This window comes from Enterococcus sp. C46, assembly GCF_040887565.1.
Lineage (GTDB): Bacteria > Bacillota > Bacilli > Lactobacillales > Enterococcaceae > Enterococcus_B > Enterococcus_B lactis.
The window spans coordinates 275,849-292,701 of sequence record NZ_JBFOGA010000001.1; the positions used below are offsets into that span (position 1 = coordinate 275,849).

The window sequence follows — 16,853 nt, forward strand, 5'->3', positions numbered from 1 at the left end:
CAATTCACGTACAATGCTGACCGTCAAGTTTGTCACAACAAATGATCGTTAGGTGTTTAGCAAAATAAATACTATTTGATCGATCAGACTTGTGTCAATTGAGCAAAAGCTACGGAGGTTAGAAACAAAACTATTTTTACACTATTTATTTATGTTTAAAACAAGAAAATAGCATACCTTCTTTGCTGACGGTTTAAAACAGACCGCTATTGATCTGTATAGGAAAAATAAAGGAGGTAAAACATTCATTGAAAAAAGTAAAAAAGTTATTGACTAGTACACTATCGTTGGGACTGGCTCTAGGGAATATGGGCGGTACCGTAGTAGAAGCCGCTTCTGCCTTACATTCGATTGAATTACCAGTATTAAGGCAATTACGCCCTCAGGAAGAGAAAGAACAGGAAAAAACAAAGAAAGAGGAAAATAAACCACGAGCATCTACCTTGCCACGATTACCAATAGAAGAAAAAAAAGAAACAAACCAAGTTGATTATATGTTCCCAGAGACACGATTGACTAGATGGACAATGGAAGAAGTGGTAACAGAATTAATGGATTTTTATGAACGATATTTTGTATACAGATTCAATGAAGCGATGGCAAATCATGACCATTCCTTTACGCGTGGGGAATTTTTAGAACTAACATATGACACAGATATGGATGTTCATGATGTACCAGAAATTGATTCTCCAAGTTTTTCTTCCAATGTACTTTCTTCACTTGGGATAACTAGCACAAGTATAGCAATCGGATCTACTTCAGATGATTTTTCTGCTTTTGTAGATACAAAGAGCGGGAATTGGAGATTTAGGGCGCTGATGGTTAATTGGGGCGACCCCTATAAGATAAGATTAACTAGGATAGGCGACGAACGAAACTTAGGTAATGAAAGTATAGAGCTACGTGTTCAAGTGTATCTTTCCGGACCTAATGCGTCTCATAGACAACACAGATTAATAAATTTCCACTCTGCAGCAAAATCAATGGGAGAGCTTGGAGTCGAAGCCAAATCTGGCACACATAATTTATGGGAAGGCGATGCGGTACCAGATCCTTCTGATTATGTGACGATTGATCGGAGTAATGTCAAATGGGATCTGAAGACAGAATGGGAAACTCCACCTAGAATGGATACAATTGGTACTCAAAATACTAGAATCAAAGTAACTGAAGATACTTCTGGCAGAACGACTACTGTAACTGTGCCGATCACGGTTCAGGATAGAGCACTACAAATCACTGGAAAGGCTGGTCCGCATTCCATTTACGTGAGCGAAGCAATCCCTAATCCTGCTGACTACTTTGAAGTGAGAGACCCTCTTGGACAGACCCATCAGTTAGAGTGGCTCGATGCTGATACGATCTCAGTTGGTACGAAAACGTGGCGGGCAAAAGCAACGGCTGCTGATGGACGTGAAGCTACTGGTTCGATCACGATGGATATTCTTCCTCAACCAGAGTTAGAACTAAAATTGAAGGATGTAGAAGATCGACATCTCGGTGGAAATTATCCTGCACTTTCCTCTTCATTCCGTGAATATATCCAAGAAGCGACGATGGAAGGGCAAAGGCTTAATACAGCTGACTTAGAGTTTGTCGCCGCTGAATCAACAGAGCCAGATTCTTCTATCGTAGGAGAACAGGCGCTCAAACTGACTGTTCAAACGAGACACCCTGTTACAGGTCGAATGATCAAAGGAACAGCTGAAACAACAGTCAATATTCGTTGGGGCGACACGTTCTTATTGAAAGCCCATGATGGACGATCAGCTGGAGCATACGCTTTCCAGTTGAGGAATGGGAATAATGCTCGAATCGTGGCAACTCGAGGATTAGATTCTCCTCTCGATGAACGGATTGGTCTTGAAGATTCGTTGTATTACTCTATTGAGGTGCTACGAAATGACCGACAAGCTTATTACCATGAGGTGCCGGGGAGAGCTACTCTACGGCAAGTGATCACGACATTCGGAAATGGAAATGGATACCTTGATGTACAGTTGGGCGATATCATCAATATTCACCATCCACAAAAGAGTGCAGGAAGCTCAGTCTTGATGGTAGAAGAAGAAGAACAGGACTTCACTTACGGAACAGATAACGCCTATTATCGTGTCACAGCTTTCGGATTTGAACCACTTCCTGTACTCCCTGATCCGGCGATCCAACTGAAATTGAAGCCAATGGAAGAACGTACATTAGGAGAAACTTCTGCGTCACTGGCAAGTACGTTTAAAAATTATATCGAAGAAGCCACTTTTGAAGGGGAATCAGTTGCGATCGAGGATTTAGAATTCGTCGCAGCAGAATCGACAGAGCCGACGAATACGATTGCTGGCAAACAAGATATTCGGATCACGGTACAAGCGAAACACCCGATTTCTGGGGAGACGATCAAAGGAACAGCCGAAACATCGGTCAATTATCTTTGGGGAGATACATTCATGATCAAGTCAAGCGAAGGTGGCTCAGCAGGAGCTTATTCCTTACATCTAAGAAGTGGGAATGCAGCTAGATTAACCGTTACCAGTGGGTTGCCTTCAGCATTAGATGAACGGGTCGGTACGGAAGAATCGATGCACGCCTTGTATTATTCTTTGGAAGTCCTGAGAAACAATCAGTCAATCTACAATTATGAGGTACTTGGTAGAGGAACTCTGCGGCAAGTGATCAATAACTTTGGGAACGGGAATGGTTACTATGATGTACGATTGGATGATGTAATCAAGATCTATCACCCACAGAGATCACCGAACAGCTCAGTTGTCATGATCGATGAAGAAGAACGGGATTTCACTTATGATTCCGAATATGCTTATTACAGAGTGACTGCATTCGGACTAGAACCGATTCCAGTGATGGAAGCAGAAGGGACTTCGCAAACATTCTCTTTGAGGGAGGACGTCAGCACATTAGATGTCAAAGAACTAGTCAAAGATGTCACGATCAATCATCAAAGTATCTCAGAAGATCGTTACACGATCGAACAAGTGTCAGAGATTGACACAAGTACAACTGGAAAACGAACGACAAAAGTAAAGATTACGATGAATGATGGGTTAGCTGAAACCGAAATCGAAGTGCCTTATGAAGTACAGTGGGGAAGTACATTCGTTCTTCGAGGACTGGAAGAAATGACCGTCGGCGCGTTTAGTTTATTAAAAGAAGGCGATCAGTTAGCAATCCATGCTTCTCCTGGTTCAAGCAACACGGACTTGAATCGTCCAGTGAACAATCCGTTCGGCAGAGGAATCTATTATGCCATCGAAGTGCTAGAAAATGACACGCGAAAATACAACTATGAAATAACAGGGAATACCTTGATCCGTCAAGCAGTAAACGGCTTCAACAACGGGCAGCCGTTAGCAGCCAATGTAGGAGATACCATCAAAGTCTATCACGCGGAGACACAAGGAAGAAATCTTCTGATGATGGATGAAATGGTCAGAGATTACACAGGTGGTTCTAATTATGCCTATTACAGAGTAACGGAAGAAGGATTCGAGCCATTTACAGATATCAAGGCTGATCCGATTTCACAAGAACTGCTGTTAGGACATGAGACGAATACAGTGAATCCGGCAGAATTGATCCAAAATGTGACATTCAACGGACGTCCGCTAACGAGTGATCTTTATACGGTGGAACAATTGTCTAACTTCGATACGACAACAGTGGGAGAAAAAGGGGTTCGTGTGAGAGTAAGCACGACTGATGGTACTGGGTTCACAGAAGTGAAGATCCCTTATGTAGTGAAATGGGGAAGTACGATCCGAGTCAAAAACAATGACGGCGCAACGATTGGCGCATTCAGTCTAATTAAACAGACAAATCCGAACAATCAGAATACTCAAATGATGATCCGAGCATCTCAAGGTGTGGCAAATACAGAGTTGTCCAAAGTAGTGCATGATTATTCCGATCGCTCGATTTATTATCAATTCGATGTGATGAACAAAGATAATACCACTAGCAGATTCACATATGATGTAACAGGAAACCGAACGATCGAACAAGCATTGTCTCGATTCAATAGTGGACAGCCATTGAATGTCAACGTAGGAGACATTGTCAGGATCTATCATACGAAAGAGTTTAGACGAAATATGTTGATGGAAGATGAGCAGGAGAAGAACTTCACTTACGGTTCTCAATATGCTTATTATGAAGTCACAGAATATGGGTTCGAACCAAGCGGGAAAATTGATGTAGAAGCTAATAAAGTAGAAATCCCACGAGGTGCAACGGATCTCGATCTTAAATCATTTATCAAAAATGTAAAAGTAAATGACAAGGTCATTCCAGAAAATCTTTATACAGTCTCTTTAAATTCTGAAATCGACACATCGACTCCTGGTCGGAACAATGTCGCAGTCAACGTGACGACTGACAGTTCTTATGGCGGTTTTTCAACAGAATTGAATATGCCGTATGAAGTACGTGATCACACGACGGAATCCAGTACGAATGAATCACAAAATAATAACACGAATAATGATGGAACAAGCGGCAGTACGGAACGAAATGAAGGAACGACACCAAGCATCCAAGATGATCCAACAACAAGTGCAGATAATGAATCTTCACTGAATATGCCACAAACCAATGCAACTAGGAATACTGCATGGACGTTGATTGGTATCGCGTTAGTAGCAGGCATAGGGACGATTGTTATGAGAAGAAAAGCAAAAGAGAAAGTTGAAAATCAATAACCGTTTTTTGCTTAAGTAAGAAAAAATAGTTCTCAAAGTTCCTATTCCTAAAACAGATAAACGATATAATATAATTAAAGGCACTCAATAAGGGAAACCGACATTGAGTGCTTTTACATTTATCTATCAGGATGTATCAAAAGGATTTTGTTAGAAAGGGATGGAAACATGTTGAATCTTCTCTCAAAAAAATTACAACGTCAGTTGAATCTGTTAGAAATACTATTCGAGGAGGAACGTTGCCGTCTTAGTCAATTGGAAAAAAGATTGGCAAGTTCTGGAAAAACATTGCGGAACGATTTTATAGAAATCAATACATATTCTTCCGATATCCAAATCGTCACTGATCGGGATGCTGGTGTGACAGCTATATTTTCACCTGCTTTCACAAAAGATCATATTTATCAGATCGTGATCTCCCAATCTACTGAATATAAATATTTAGAAACCATACTGCTACATCCAAAAGAGAATTATTTAGAATTAGCAGAGTATCTGTTTATTTCAGAAAGTACATTGCGAAGAATCGTAAAGAAAACCCAATCAAAATTAAAAAAATACGATTTGAGGATCAAAGGGTTGACTCGGATTGTCGGAGAGGGTCAGGTGATCGAGGGTCTTACAGCTCGTTTGCTGATGGAAAAGTATCCTTCTCCTGCTAGTATTTTTAATCGTTCTTTTAGCGAAGCAATTTATGACGTGGTTATCCTATTTTTAAAAGAAAATCAGCTGTATGAGGTAGCAAAAAATGATCCGAAAACCTTATGTTTTTTACATTTTTTTATTGCTTGTCGTATACAACGATTCAACAAAAATAAAATGGAAATGGAGCAAAAGAAAATCAGCTGTTTCACCTTTTCATTCTTGGAGAAAAATCACTTGAGCCATTTTTCTTTGCCATGGGAAGAAAAAATCTGGCAGTGGATATTTGAGACAGAAGTCATCCATACTGCTTTGAAAATAAGAAATGCAAGCGAGCAAAGAAAGTATCATTTTTGTATCAGTAATTGTTTAATGACATGGATGGATTGCTTGGAAAAAAATATCAGTTGGAATGTGAGAACAAAGATCTGATCGTTCAACGATGTAAAGAGATACTGACACAACCACGATTTCCAGAATATATCCTAAATGATCCAAGCCAGACAACGATAGTCGATCCGCCGATTTTAGCCTGTTTATATGAAGAACTGAAGGGCAGGATGGTTGATGACTGCAGAGAAAAAGGATACGTCATCCCTGAACTCGATTCATTTGTTCGCCATGCTATCTTAGAAATTCTTTTCGACTGGCCGTTATTGCTATCATACATTGAAGGGAAAGAAAATAAATTAAAAGCAGTGATAGTCATAAATACAAGAAAAAAACAGGCGGATTACATAGCAAAAAGATTGCAAAAAAAATTGGGAGACTATTATCAATTTAGTGTCATGCCAAACTTTAATCAGAAAGAAAAGAAATCATATCATCTAGATATCGACTGTATTATTACAAATGTAATGATTGATGATGAGACAAACATTCCGGTCTTCGGTATTTCTCTATTTCCAAATCAACGTGAGATCCAAAATCTTCTCCATTTTTATCAGGAGAAGTACCAAGTAGTAGAAGAAAAGTCTCTCTACGTGTAAATACGTATCTATAGACAACAGGATATTCCATCAAAATAAAATATCTGAGTAATAGATGTAATGACCGCTAAAGTTCTCGTACATCTATTATTCAGATTATTTTTTTACTGATTGTTATGTTTTATATTCCTTTTTTTGGTATAGGATCGGGGTCTTTTTGGTAACTTAATAAATCCCCCGGTTGACACTCTAATACTTCACAGATTTTTTCGAGGGTAGAAAAACGGATAGCTTTTGCTTTTCCGGTTTTTAGAATAGAGATATTTGCCATCGTAATACCCACTTTTTCACTCAATTCTGTTACACTCATCTTTTTTTGAGCCAATACTACATCTAGATTAACGATAATAGCCATGTCGCACCTCACACTGTCAAATCATGATCTGTCTTAAGTAAAATCGCGTGTTCGAGCAGATTTTCCAACACGCTTGTCAAAGTATATACGGCAAAAGGAATGAATACGACAGCAATTCCTACCAACATCAAACCAGGAGCATCATCTAAATCAGCCACTTTCAAAAATTTAGGAAGCAAGCCGAAAAAGGCGAAGCCAATAATCAAAATCGTTCGTTCGATTTTTTTGAGAATGTCCAAGCTTTGATTGGAAAAGGCCTGGTTTTCTTCGATTTGTTTCAACAGTCTCAATAAGAAATAAGCAATAATAATCCCTAAGAGAAGGGCGAAGTAGATGACAGAAACGAATAAAGTCGTCTGCCAATCAAAAGTGAATCCTTTTTCGCTTGTAGCAATCTGAGTATAAAAAAGTATACCGAATAAAATAAATACGGCACTTATACCTAAAACAACAAACTTTAATAATAATGTTTTTAATTTCATTTTTATCCCTCTTTTATCTTTGATAGCTAAAATATAGCAGGATAATTATTGAAAAGCAATTACTTTTTATCGAAAAACAATAAATTTTTGCCTTTTTTAGCAAATGTGGTTTTATAGTATTTAAGAGTTTTAATTGAAGTTAGCCTTTGATTCTTTTTGATTTATAAGGAAACTTTTAAATATGTTATTTACAAATAGTTAGTAAACTATGTTACAATTTTTATGGGGAAAAACTTAAAAAATAAATTTTTTTATTCATAATTGCTGTTTATTTTGTTATGTAAAACATGCATAAAGTGAGGTTCTAAAATTGAATATTTTACAGTTAAGTTATTCTCTACTCATATCAGGGCAGCTGATGACGATGTTTGTTGGATTGGGCTATTTCAACAAGAAACTAAGAAATAAAAAGTATGCTTTATTATCAATCTTAGTTATCCTATTAATATCGGTGCTTTATCAATGGATAAATGTAATTGCCACTGGTTTGGTATGGCTAGTCATGTGTGCTCTCGTGATTTATCATGAAGAGACGCTTCAATCAGCTTTATTCTATGCTTCGTTATCTATTATCCTACTTATTTTTTCTAATTATCTGATTTACGTTATCTTAAAATCATTATCTATAATGATGAATGATTTGGGTATATGTTTTTTATCAATTATTTTATATTTATGTTTCGCATTTTATTTAAGGAATCATATATTAAAAAAAGTACCCCTTGAATCGATGGTATATGATATTAGTAAGTATACTGTTATTGCTACGTTTTTGATTTATTTCATTTTTCTTATGATTGAACGCTTTTCAGATTTAGACTGTTTCATGAAGGGTGCTCATGGGATCTTTATGCTGGCATATAGCCTTTTTGCTATTCTTATCAGCTTTTTAGCTGTTTATACAAAAAAGGCAGAATATAAAAGTAAAGAAGAAAAGAATCGAATGGAATATCTTATCGAATATAGTGAGCAAATCGAAAAAAGTTATATGGAAATACGCAAGTTCAAGCACGACTACAAAAACATACTAGTTTCTATGGAAAATTATATCCAAAGTAATGATATAGATGGGTTGAAACATTTTTTTTACTCCCACATCAAGGAAACTGGAACCCTTTTTGATCAGGAATTGTTAGAAATGTCACCGATAAGAAATCTTGAAGCCAAGGAAATAAAAAGCATCGTTTTGAGCAAGTTGTATCTAGCTCATGAAAAAGGAATAGAAATAGACGTAAATGTGCCACAAAAATTGGATTCTTTCCCCGTTCCTTCTATCATGCTAGTTCGGATGCTGGGGATCATACTAGATAATGCAGTTGAAGAATCTTCTATTATAGATAAGCCGAAAATCTTGTTTGCCGGATTGAGACAAGAAGAAGCGATAACCTTTATTATTGCCAATAAATGTCGTTCTGATATACCTGATTTACATGTATTAAAGAAAAAATCTTATTCATCAAAAGGGAAAGAACGTGGGATTGGTCTAAGCAATCTTGATGAATTAGTTCAGTTGAATAAAAATGTGTACTTAGATACTAAAATCGAAGAAGGACAGTTTATTCAAATACTGACCATTTGGGAGGGGTAGAATCTTTATGTTGAAAATTTTTGTTTGCGAAGATGACGGAACATTTAGATTAAAATTAGCAAAGATGATTCAAAATTATTTAATGATGCAAGATTATGACATCAAATTTCAAATGGATACCTCGGACCCTGAAGTGTTGCTTTCATATATACGTTCAAATAAAACAGAAGGCATCTATTTTTTAGATATTGACTTAAGTTCCAATATGAACGGAATCAATCTAGCCGCTACGATTAGAGAATACGATCCACTAGCAAAAATTATTTTTGTGACCAGTTACACGGATTTAGCTTATCTCACTTTTTTGTATAAAGTAGAAGCAATGGATTATATTGTGAAGGGGAACGATACACTGCTGCAAGAAAGCGTGACAAAATGTATCGATGTGGCTAACCAAAGATATCTTGATACAATTTTACCTACAAGAGAACAGATTCGTATTAAGAGTGGACCAATCAATACAAAATTGTTCGTAGACGAAATCTTGTTTTTTGAATCCAGTCCTGTTCCTCACAAAGTGATCGTTCATCTTGAAAATCGAATGCTAGAATATAATGGAAAAATCAAAGAGATCGAATCGTTTAGCCCGAGCTTTTACCGTTGCCATCAATCGTTTGTTGTAAATGTGGATAATATTTGTTCCATCAACAAGAAGGAAAGAACGATCCTTATGTCTAACGGAGAAAAGTGTCTTGTTTCCACCCGAAGTTTAAAAAAATTATTGATTGCATTTAGCAAAGGAGCGTGACGAATGTCACGTTCTTTTTTTATAGAATAATTTAGATATAAAGAATATAAGGGCTTTATTAAGAAAGAAAACACTGCAGTTATGTAAAAAAAACGCGCACTTTTTACTTTTTAATATATGCATCCTTATTTTTAGTATAATCAAAAGTGAGAAAGGGGTGAACGATATGCCAAATGAATATCTGTCTCTTGAAGAGAACCTGTCAAGCAAGATGAGCAGAAAACTCGGAGAGAAATATGGGTTAACAGAACTGGAGGAAGCAAAAGTCAACTATGGATTAGCGATCCTGTTCATTAATCTTTTCAAGTTCATGCTTATTTACGTATCAGCGTTTTTCTTACATAGCATTCTTGCTGTGATCACCACTCATTTGTCTTTTATTGCTGTACGAAGATATGCAAAAGGATATCATGCAAGCCGAAGCATGGCCTGCACGCTCTATAGTATGGGATTATTGGTGGCGCTACCTGTTTTGGCTAATCATTACAATTTGGAACTTACACGCTACGAATATTTCATCGGAGCAGCTATTCTTAGTATGGTTTTAGGAATCATTGGTTCCTTTATCGCACAAGACCAACAAAAAAGAAGAAGCGTAAGAAACAAACTAGTTATAACAGGAATAAGCCTCACGCTGATCGGTTCAGTGATTCCAGCAAATGATTCAAGAGTCATGATATTACTGGGTATGTTGACCGCAATCTTACTTGTATTCATTCCAAAAAAAGAAAGGAAGATCATCAAATGAAACACACACAAACTAAATTTAGTCTCTCACATGCAATCACAACAATTGCTATCAGCGTTGCCGAAAAGGCTGTAATAAGCGGAAGTACCTGTATTGGTTTAGTTTATGAACCAAAAGTACCAGAAGCATTAAAAAAAGAAGTAGAAAAATAAGTAAAAATAAAATGGATTACCGAATAAAAAGTACCGTAAGTCCTAAAAACTGTGCCAACAGATCGTTGACACAGTTTTATTTTTTTCGATAGTTTTGTAACAAAAATACAAAGATGAAAAAGAATAAAGATTCCCATAGAGTAGTAGTCCAACTGAATTCTTTACTGATACCAAATACCATATTTCCAAGATTCGATACAATCAAATAGCCAATCGTTATGATCAATGAATAATACAATCTTTTCATCATAGGACATACCTCGTTTTTCTTTATAAGAATAGTATAAACCAAAGAAGAGAATAAGAAAAATGATAATAGAAAAATAAAGTAAAAACGCAATAAAGTAACTTAAGTTATTTTATTGCGTTTTTTTCTTCACTGAAAAATTTTAACAAATAAATAGAATTTTGTAATAATAACTGAGCATAATCTTTGCAATTTTTAATCTTGAATAATATCCTTTAAGTATAGCCAGCAATCAAAAAGAAATAGAGAATAAGTGAGTAGTTGTTATTTCAGTATCAGAATGACAATAAAATGCCGTTATAATCCAATATCGTTTGGTAGCGCTTTATTTATTGGTGCTAAACTAACTGTTCGCTCTCTATACTGTGATTGTCGGTAGAGTTATTTACAGGGTAAAAATAAGTTTATAGGAGGTGGAAAATGAATAAGGGGTTAAAAATAACCGGTGTTATCATGAGTTTGCTACTACTTTCAGTGTTTCTAGCAATTGCGTTAATTAATGCGCCGTATATTATGCCTGAACAATTGGAACGATTTCGCTTCTTTACCTTAACGAATTACTACATGCAACAATATATTTTCTGGGCAGCTGTAGTATTTGCCGTTCTTGCTATTATCATCTTGCTAGTCGTTCTTTTCTATCCAAAATCAAGAGGAACTTTCGTTATGAAACGGGAAGATGGCAAATTGACGATCGACAAAAAAGCGATCGAAGGGCTGGTACGTTCCCATTTACACGAAGAAGAGTTCATTCATTCACCTAAAGTACGGATACGTTCAACGAAAAATCGAATCCATATCCATGTCAACGGAGACTTGAAGCGAACTTCTTCATTAGTAGGGAAAACAGGTGTACTGATGCAAGACATCGAAGAAGAAGTGACTAGAGTACTTGGAACAAAAGAAACAGTCAAAGTGGCAGTCACATACAGCGGTTATGAAGAACAAGAAGATACAAGAGACTACAAGCACTCTCGAGTGGAATAGGAGGGCCAAATAATGAAAGAACTATTTTCAGCATACAAGCTCCCTATTATCTTTGGGGGTCTTGGACTACTGCTAGCTGTTTTATGGTTAACAATTGGATTTTTCAAAACATTGTTGATCATCATTATGACAGCAATTGGCGCAGGAATCGGATTTTATTTGAAACAGACAGGAATAGTGGATCAATTTTTTAAATCATAGGAGGAAACAAAGATGGAAAACAAAAACATGAACACAACAAATGGATCAGTTTTGGCAAATGAAAAAGGGGAAAACCGCATGATGAATGGTGAATTGACTTATGAAGACAAAGTTATCCAAAAAATCATCGGCTATGCATTGAAAGATGTAGACGGTCTATTGACATTAGATGGCGGATTCTTCTCAAATATGGCTGAAAAATTAGTCAACACAGATAATGTAACAGCAGGTATCAATACAGAAGTAGGAAAGAAACAAGTAGCTGTGGATTTAGATGTGATTGTAGAATACGGTAAAGACATCGAAGACATCTACAACCAAATTAAAGAATTGATCAGTACTGAAGTAAACAATATGACACATTTAGATGTTATCGAAGTAAATGTGAATGTTGCAGACATCAAAACACAAGAAGAATACCAAAAAGATCAAGAAACAGTACAAGACAAAGTAACAGAAGCAGCAAAATCAACAGGACAATTTGCTTCACGCCAAACAGATAAAGCAAAAGCTGCTGTAGGCAAAGGTGCACAAAAAGTCAAAGAAAATAACGAACCACGTGTACAATAAGAAGTAAAAAGTCAGTTAGGAGGAATTTAAAATGGGATTTATTTGGGCATTAATCGTCGGAGGTATCATCGGAGCAATTGCAGGAGCAATCACGAATAAAGGATCATCAATGGGAATCATCGCAAACATCATTGCTGGTTTAGTAGGTTCAGCCATTGGACAAGCTTTATTAGGAACTTGGGGACCAACAATTGCAGGAATGGCTATCATTCCATCATTGATTGGTGCAATCATTTTAGTATTAGTCGTTTCATTCTTTGCACGTAAATTATAAGCAAATTGAAGAAAAACTTATGTTGAAATGAAGAACACATTTGAGAACCGCAGCGAAACTTGCTGCGGTTCTTTTTTTTATGAAGTATTCTTTATTCCTTATGAAAAAATAGCTTGAAAAATAAAAAAAGACGAAAATAAACGGTTTTCTATAAAAGAAAATCGTTTATTTTTTTGTCTTTATTTGGTCAAAACGATAAAAAAGCACAGCACACCAAGCTTTTATTGATTGTCTGTCTTTTATAAATACAAGAATGTATTTATAAAAACAGAAGAAAAATACAAGTAGATTTTTTTTTATACTCGTAAACGTAGAAAGGAGGCGAAAAAATGAATACATTACCTATCAATACAGGAGATACAGCATTCATGATTTTATGTACAGCAATGGTTTGCTTGATGACTCCTGGTTTAGCATTTTTTTACGGCGGACTGGCACGAAAGAATAATATACTGACGATCATGACTCAATCTTTTCTCTCAGTTGGGATAACAACGATCATGTGGATATTCGGTGGATTCGGATTGGCATTTGGACGAGATATTGGCGGTATGATTGGAAATCCGGCAGATTTCTTTTTGATGAGACATGTTACAAGCTTTCCCAACATGTTCCATGGAGCGACGATCCCATTTTTGATGTTCTTTCTTTATCAACTGATGTTTATCGTGATTACTGTTCCTTTGATGACAGGAGCTTTTGCAGGGAGACTGAATTTAAAAGGCTATATTATCCTTGTTGTTTGTTGGAACCTGCTGATTTACTTCCCTGTTTGCCATTGGATATGGGGCGGCGGATTTTTGGATCAGATGGGATTTAGAGATTTCGCTGGCGGAGCAGTCATCCACACGACAGCTGGATTCGGTTCATTGGCATGCATCCTCACACTTGGACAGAGGAAGATTCCTATGGGCGAAAGAAATCAGCATAGCAGTCTTATGGCAGCTGCTATCGGTACAGGTCTACTTTGGTTTGGCTGGTTCGGTTTCAACTCTGGTGGTGCACTTCGAGCAGATAATCAAGCAGTCAATGCATTTGGTTCAACATTCATCGCTCTTGCATTTGCGATGGTTACTTGGTTGATTATTGCAAAAGTAAAAGGAAATGGCTTTGATTTTGTCGACGTACTAACAGGATCCGTTGCTGGATTGGCAGCCATTACGCCTTGTGCTGGTTATGTAGAAGCAAAAAGTGCTATGTTGATCGGAATCATTGCTGGAATCGTCTGTCATGCTGCTGTTGATTTTCGTAAAAAGAAACAATGGGACGATGCACTTGATGTGTGGGGCGTCCATGGAATGGGCGGATTCACAGGGACGATTCTGATCGGAATTTTTGCATCTAACAGCCATTTATTAACAAATCCAAGCAGCTGGTACTTCTTAGGAATCCAAGTGATTGGTGTCATCATTACTGCCGTGTATGCCTATGTGCTAACAACAGCGATTCTAAAATCAGCCATGCATTTCACAACGATCACTACTACAAAAGAAGAGCAGGAAGAAGGATTAGACTTTTTCTTCTTTGGTAACAAACGCAATTGAAACAAAATCAAATAGAAAAGAGGAAGATTCATGCAACAAAGCAAAACGAAAATTCCTGCAAAAAAATTAACGTTCTTCGGCTTTTTAGCCATGACGATCTCAATGGTCGTTTCACTATATGAATATCCCACATTTGCGACCTCTGGCTTCAGTTTAGTATTTTTCTTGTTATTAGGCGGTTTGCTATGGTTTATCCCTGTGGCATTGTGTGCAGCAGAGATGGCAACGGTGAAAGGCTGGGAAAAAGGCGGTGTCTATACTTGGGTCAGTCGGACATTGGGAAAACGATTTGGATTTGCCGCTATCTTTTTCCAATGGTTTGAGATAACTGTTGGTTACTTGACTATGCTGTATTTCTTAACTGGTGCATTATCCTATGCAACGGGAATCGACGCTATACAAAACAATAAATTTCTGAAATTGGCCATCTTATTGATTATTTTCTGGGCTATTTTGCTCTCTCAGCTAAAAGGAACCAAATACACTTCTTTAATTGCTCGAATCGGTTTTGTAGCTGGGATCTTATTGCCTGCATTAGTCTTATTTGGCTTAGGGATCCACTATGTCTCTTCAGGTGCTCCACTACAAACGACACTTTCTATGAAAACATTGATTCCTGATTTTTCAAAATTACCTACGCTGGTTGTTTTTGTTTCCTTTATTTTAGCGTATATGGGAGTAGAAACATCTGCTAGTCATGCAAATGAAATGGAAAACCCTAAAAAGGATTATCCATTAGCAATGTTTGTATTGGTCATTCTGGCCATCATTTTAGACACTTTTGGCGGATTGACTGTGGCTACTACAGTCCCTCAACAGGGTTTGTCTCTTAATACAGGAGTGATCCAATCGTTAGAATTTTTATTAAGACACATTGATCCAAGTCTTGCATGGGTTGCGAAAATCCTTGCGATCCTTGTTTGTTTAGGTGTCATCGGAGAAATAGCTTCTTGGGTAACTTCTCCTTCAAAAGCACTTCACGTAGCGGCAGAAGAAGGATTACTTCCTGAATATTTTGCGAAAGAAAATGCACATGGTGTTCCTGCGCATTTGATGATTGCAAATGGGATTGTTGCGACAATCTGGGCAGCCGTCTTTACATTAAGTGGCGGGGGGAATAATCTTTCGTTTCTTGCAGCAATGTCATTGACTGTTGTGATTTACCTAATGTTGTACTTTATGTTTTTCGCGGGCTATTTGAAGTTAGTATTTAAAGATGAAAGTCTTGAAAGAGCCTATCAGGTTCCAGGCGGAAAAGTTGTAAAAGTAATCGTTGCTTGTTTAGGTCTTTTGACTTCACTTTTTGCTTTTTGTATCTCATTTGTTCCACCTGCAAGTATCGCAGCTGGACAGCATGGGATTTATGAAACGATTCTGATCGTTTCTTATCTTATCGTCTTAGTTATTCCATTTACGATCTATGCATGCCGTCATAAATTCCAGCATGCAGAAAAATAAAAAATGAAAGCTGGTTATTCAAATGGAAGGAAAAGAATTAGAACAATTGATTGGAAAAAATTTCCACTACTATCAAACGGGACAAGTGGCAGACTACATTCCAGCATTAGCTGAAGTGGATCCAAAACAATTAGGTATGGCGATTTATGATCTTGATACAAAACAACTGATCGAGGGAGGAGATGCCGATGTACGTTTTGCCATCGAAAGCATGTCAAAAGTTCCCGTATTGTTATTAGCAATCAAAGATAACGGAATTGAAAAAGTCTTTCAAACAATCAACACAGAACCCACCGGATTTGCTTTCAATTCTATCATGAATATGGAGATCAATCATCGCAAACATCCGATGAACCCTTTTGTTAATGCAGGAGCGATTGCAACAACCTCTTTGATTGCGGGAAAAGATGCAGATGAAAAATTTGAACGGATCATATCATTTATGAAAGAAATCTGTGATGATCCTGATATCACATTGAATGAAGAAATCTATCATTCTGAATCAAGAACAGGTGATATCAATCGCTCTCTTGCTTATTACATGAAAGGCAATCAAATGATCGAAGGAGACGTTCCAGAGATACTCGATGCCTATTTCAGACAATGTTCCGTCAATGTCACCGCTACAGGTATAGCAAAATTAGCTGCTGTATTGGCAAATAAAGGGATCGCTCCTTGGAATGGCAACCGGCTCATTACTGAAGAAAGTGCAACGATCGTCAAATCGATTATGACAACTGCCGGTTTGTATGATGAATCAGGCGAGTTTTCCGTCCATGTTGGTGTACCTGCCAAAAGCGGGGTAGGTGGCGGCTTGATGGCAGCTGTGCCAAATCGTTACGGTATAGGCGTCTTCAGTCCAGCATTAGATCCATTCGGTAACAGTGCAGCTGGCATCCAATTACTGAAGGACGTAGTCAAAGAACTAGATGCTGATATCTTCGAATAACCTTTCTTGAAAGTGGCTGGGGTAAAAGTCCAAGCGATGCCAAGTTATCTAAACGATAGCTGGGATTGTAAGCTTGATCGACTTTTGTTCCGGCTTCTTTTTTATTGGTTTTTGAAAGGGGTTTTCTAAACAAAAAGTAAATAAAAAAGCGATTCGTGGATATGTTTAAATAAAACTATAAGAAAAACTGGAGGCGTGTATCAG

Annotated in this window: 17 protein-coding genes; 14 read left to right on the forward strand and 3 right to left on the reverse strand. The window is 37.2% G+C overall.

Annotated features, from left to right (window positions below):
• The first annotated feature begins 248 nt into the window (after positions 1 to 248).
• From AB3I27_RS01395 to AB3I27_RS01405, 3 genes are all read left to right on the forward strand, one after another.
• Positions 249 to 4,715, forward strand: a complete 4,467-nt coding sequence (locus AB3I27_RS01395; RefSeq protein WP_368022889.1) for an LPXTG cell wall anchor domain-containing protein — start codon at positions 249 to 251, stop codon at positions 4,713 to 4,715.
• A gap of 168 nt (positions 4,716 to 4,883) precedes the next feature.
• A complete protein-coding gene (locus AB3I27_RS01400) occupies positions 4,884 to 5,789 on the forward strand; it encodes a helix-turn-helix domain-containing protein (RefSeq protein WP_235688716.1) in 906 nt (301 codons plus the stop codon).
• Complete coding sequence (locus tag AB3I27_RS01405) at positions 5,765 to 6,346, forward strand: hypothetical protein (protein WP_227140686.1); 582 nt, start codon at positions 5,765 to 5,767, stop codon at positions 6,344 to 6,346. The genes AB3I27_RS01400 and AB3I27_RS01405 overlap by 25 nt, the downstream gene beginning before the upstream one ends.
• A gap of 121 nt (positions 6,347 to 6,467) precedes the next feature.
• On the opposite strand, the gene AB3I27_RS01410 is transcribed toward AB3I27_RS01405, so the two are convergent.
• Positions 6,468 to 6,701 carry a helix-turn-helix transcriptional regulator gene (locus AB3I27_RS01410; RefSeq protein WP_002306632.1) on the reverse strand — a complete coding sequence of 78 codons (234 nt, stop codon included), beginning with the start codon at positions 6,699 to 6,701 and terminating at the stop codon, positions 6,468 to 6,470.
• A gap of 8 nt (positions 6,702 to 6,709) precedes the next feature.
• Positions 6,710 to 7,183 (reverse strand): DUF2975 domain-containing protein, encoded by a 474-nt coding sequence (locus AB3I27_RS01415; RefSeq protein WP_002306633.1) that lies wholly within the window; start codon positions 7,181 to 7,183, stop codon positions 6,710 to 6,712.
• A 310-nt stretch (positions 7,184 to 7,493) separates the two neighbouring features.
• Here AB3I27_RS01415 and AB3I27_RS01420 point away from each other — a divergent pair, with 310 nt between their 5' ends.
• The 4 genes from AB3I27_RS01420 (at position 7,494) to AB3I27_RS01435 (ending at position 10,419) form a co-directional block, all read left to right on the forward strand.
• Positions 7,494 to 8,771 carry a GHKL domain-containing protein gene (locus tag AB3I27_RS01420; RefSeq protein ID WP_180811642.1) on the forward strand — a complete coding sequence of 426 codons (1,278 nt, stop codon included), beginning with the start codon at positions 7,494 to 7,496 and terminating at the stop codon, positions 8,769 to 8,771.
• A 7-nt stretch (positions 8,772 to 8,778) separates the two neighbouring features.
• Positions 8,779 to 9,519, forward strand: a complete 741-nt coding sequence (locus tag AB3I27_RS01425; protein WP_002306636.1) for a LytTR family DNA-binding domain-containing protein — start codon at positions 8,779 to 8,781, stop codon at positions 9,517 to 9,519.
• A gap of 166 nt (positions 9,520 to 9,685) precedes the next feature.
• Positions 9,686 to 10,267 (forward strand): accessory gene regulator B family protein, encoded by a 582-nt coding sequence (locus tag AB3I27_RS01430; protein ID WP_002329239.1) that lies wholly within the window; start codon positions 9,686 to 9,688, stop codon positions 10,265 to 10,267.
• Positions 10,264 to 10,419, forward strand: a complete 156-nt coding sequence (locus AB3I27_RS01435) for a cyclic lactone autoinducer peptide (RefSeq protein ID WP_002291297.1) — start codon at positions 10,264 to 10,266, stop codon at positions 10,417 to 10,419. Before AB3I27_RS01430 ends, AB3I27_RS01435 begins: the two co-directional genes overlap by 4 nt.
• A 76-nt stretch (positions 10,420 to 10,495) precedes the next feature.
• Here AB3I27_RS01435 and AB3I27_RS01440 read toward each other — a convergent pair whose 3' ends face one another.
• On the reverse strand, positions 10,496 to 10,669 hold the full coding sequence (locus AB3I27_RS01440; RefSeq protein ID WP_002291299.1) for a hypothetical protein: 174 nt from the start codon (positions 10,667 to 10,669) through the stop codon (positions 10,496 to 10,498).
• 417 nt (positions 10,670 to 11,086) lie between these two features.
• On the opposite strand from AB3I27_RS01440, the gene amaP reads away from it, so the two are divergent.
• From amaP to glsA, 7 genes are all read left to right on the forward strand, one after another.
• Positions 11,087 to 11,653: an alkaline shock response membrane anchor protein AmaP gene (gene amaP, locus AB3I27_RS01445; protein ID WP_002309174.1), complete on the forward strand. Its 567-nt coding sequence runs from the start codon at positions 11,087 to 11,089 to the stop codon at positions 11,651 to 11,653.
• 12 nt (positions 11,654 to 11,665) lie between these two features.
• Positions 11,666 to 11,854, forward strand: a complete 189-nt coding sequence (locus tag AB3I27_RS01450; RefSeq protein WP_002290682.1) for a DUF2273 domain-containing protein — start codon at positions 11,666 to 11,668, stop codon at positions 11,852 to 11,854.
• 12 nt (positions 11,855 to 11,866) lie between these two features.
• Positions 11,867 to 12,424 carry an Asp23/Gls24 family envelope stress response protein gene (locus AB3I27_RS01455; protein ID WP_002290684.1) on the forward strand — a complete coding sequence of 186 codons (558 nt, stop codon included), beginning with the start codon at positions 11,867 to 11,869 and terminating at the stop codon, positions 12,422 to 12,424.
• A gap of 31 nt (positions 12,425 to 12,455) precedes the next feature.
• Complete coding sequence (locus tag AB3I27_RS01460) at positions 12,456 to 12,698, forward strand: GlsB/YeaQ/YmgE family stress response membrane protein (protein WP_002290686.1); 243 nt, start codon at positions 12,456 to 12,458, stop codon at positions 12,696 to 12,698.
• Positions 12,699 to 13,027: 329 nt separating this feature from the next.
• The gene (locus tag AB3I27_RS01465; protein WP_002313728.1) at positions 13,028 to 14,242 is read left to right on the forward strand and encodes an ammonium transporter; all 1,215 of its coding nucleotides are present in this window, start codon (positions 13,028 to 13,030) and stop codon (positions 14,240 to 14,242) included.
• Between the two features lie 30 nt (positions 14,243 to 14,272).
• Entirely contained in the window at positions 14,273 to 15,700 is a 1,428-nt protein-coding gene (locus tag AB3I27_RS01470; RefSeq protein WP_002306647.1) for an amino acid permease, read from the forward strand.
• 22 nt (positions 15,701 to 15,722) lie between these two features.
• Positions 15,723 to 16,649: a glutaminase A gene (gene glsA, locus AB3I27_RS01475; protein ID WP_002309179.1), complete on the forward strand. Its 927-nt coding sequence runs from the start codon at positions 15,723 to 15,725 to the stop codon at positions 16,647 to 16,649.
• Positions 16,650 to 16,853 lie beyond the last annotated feature (204 nt).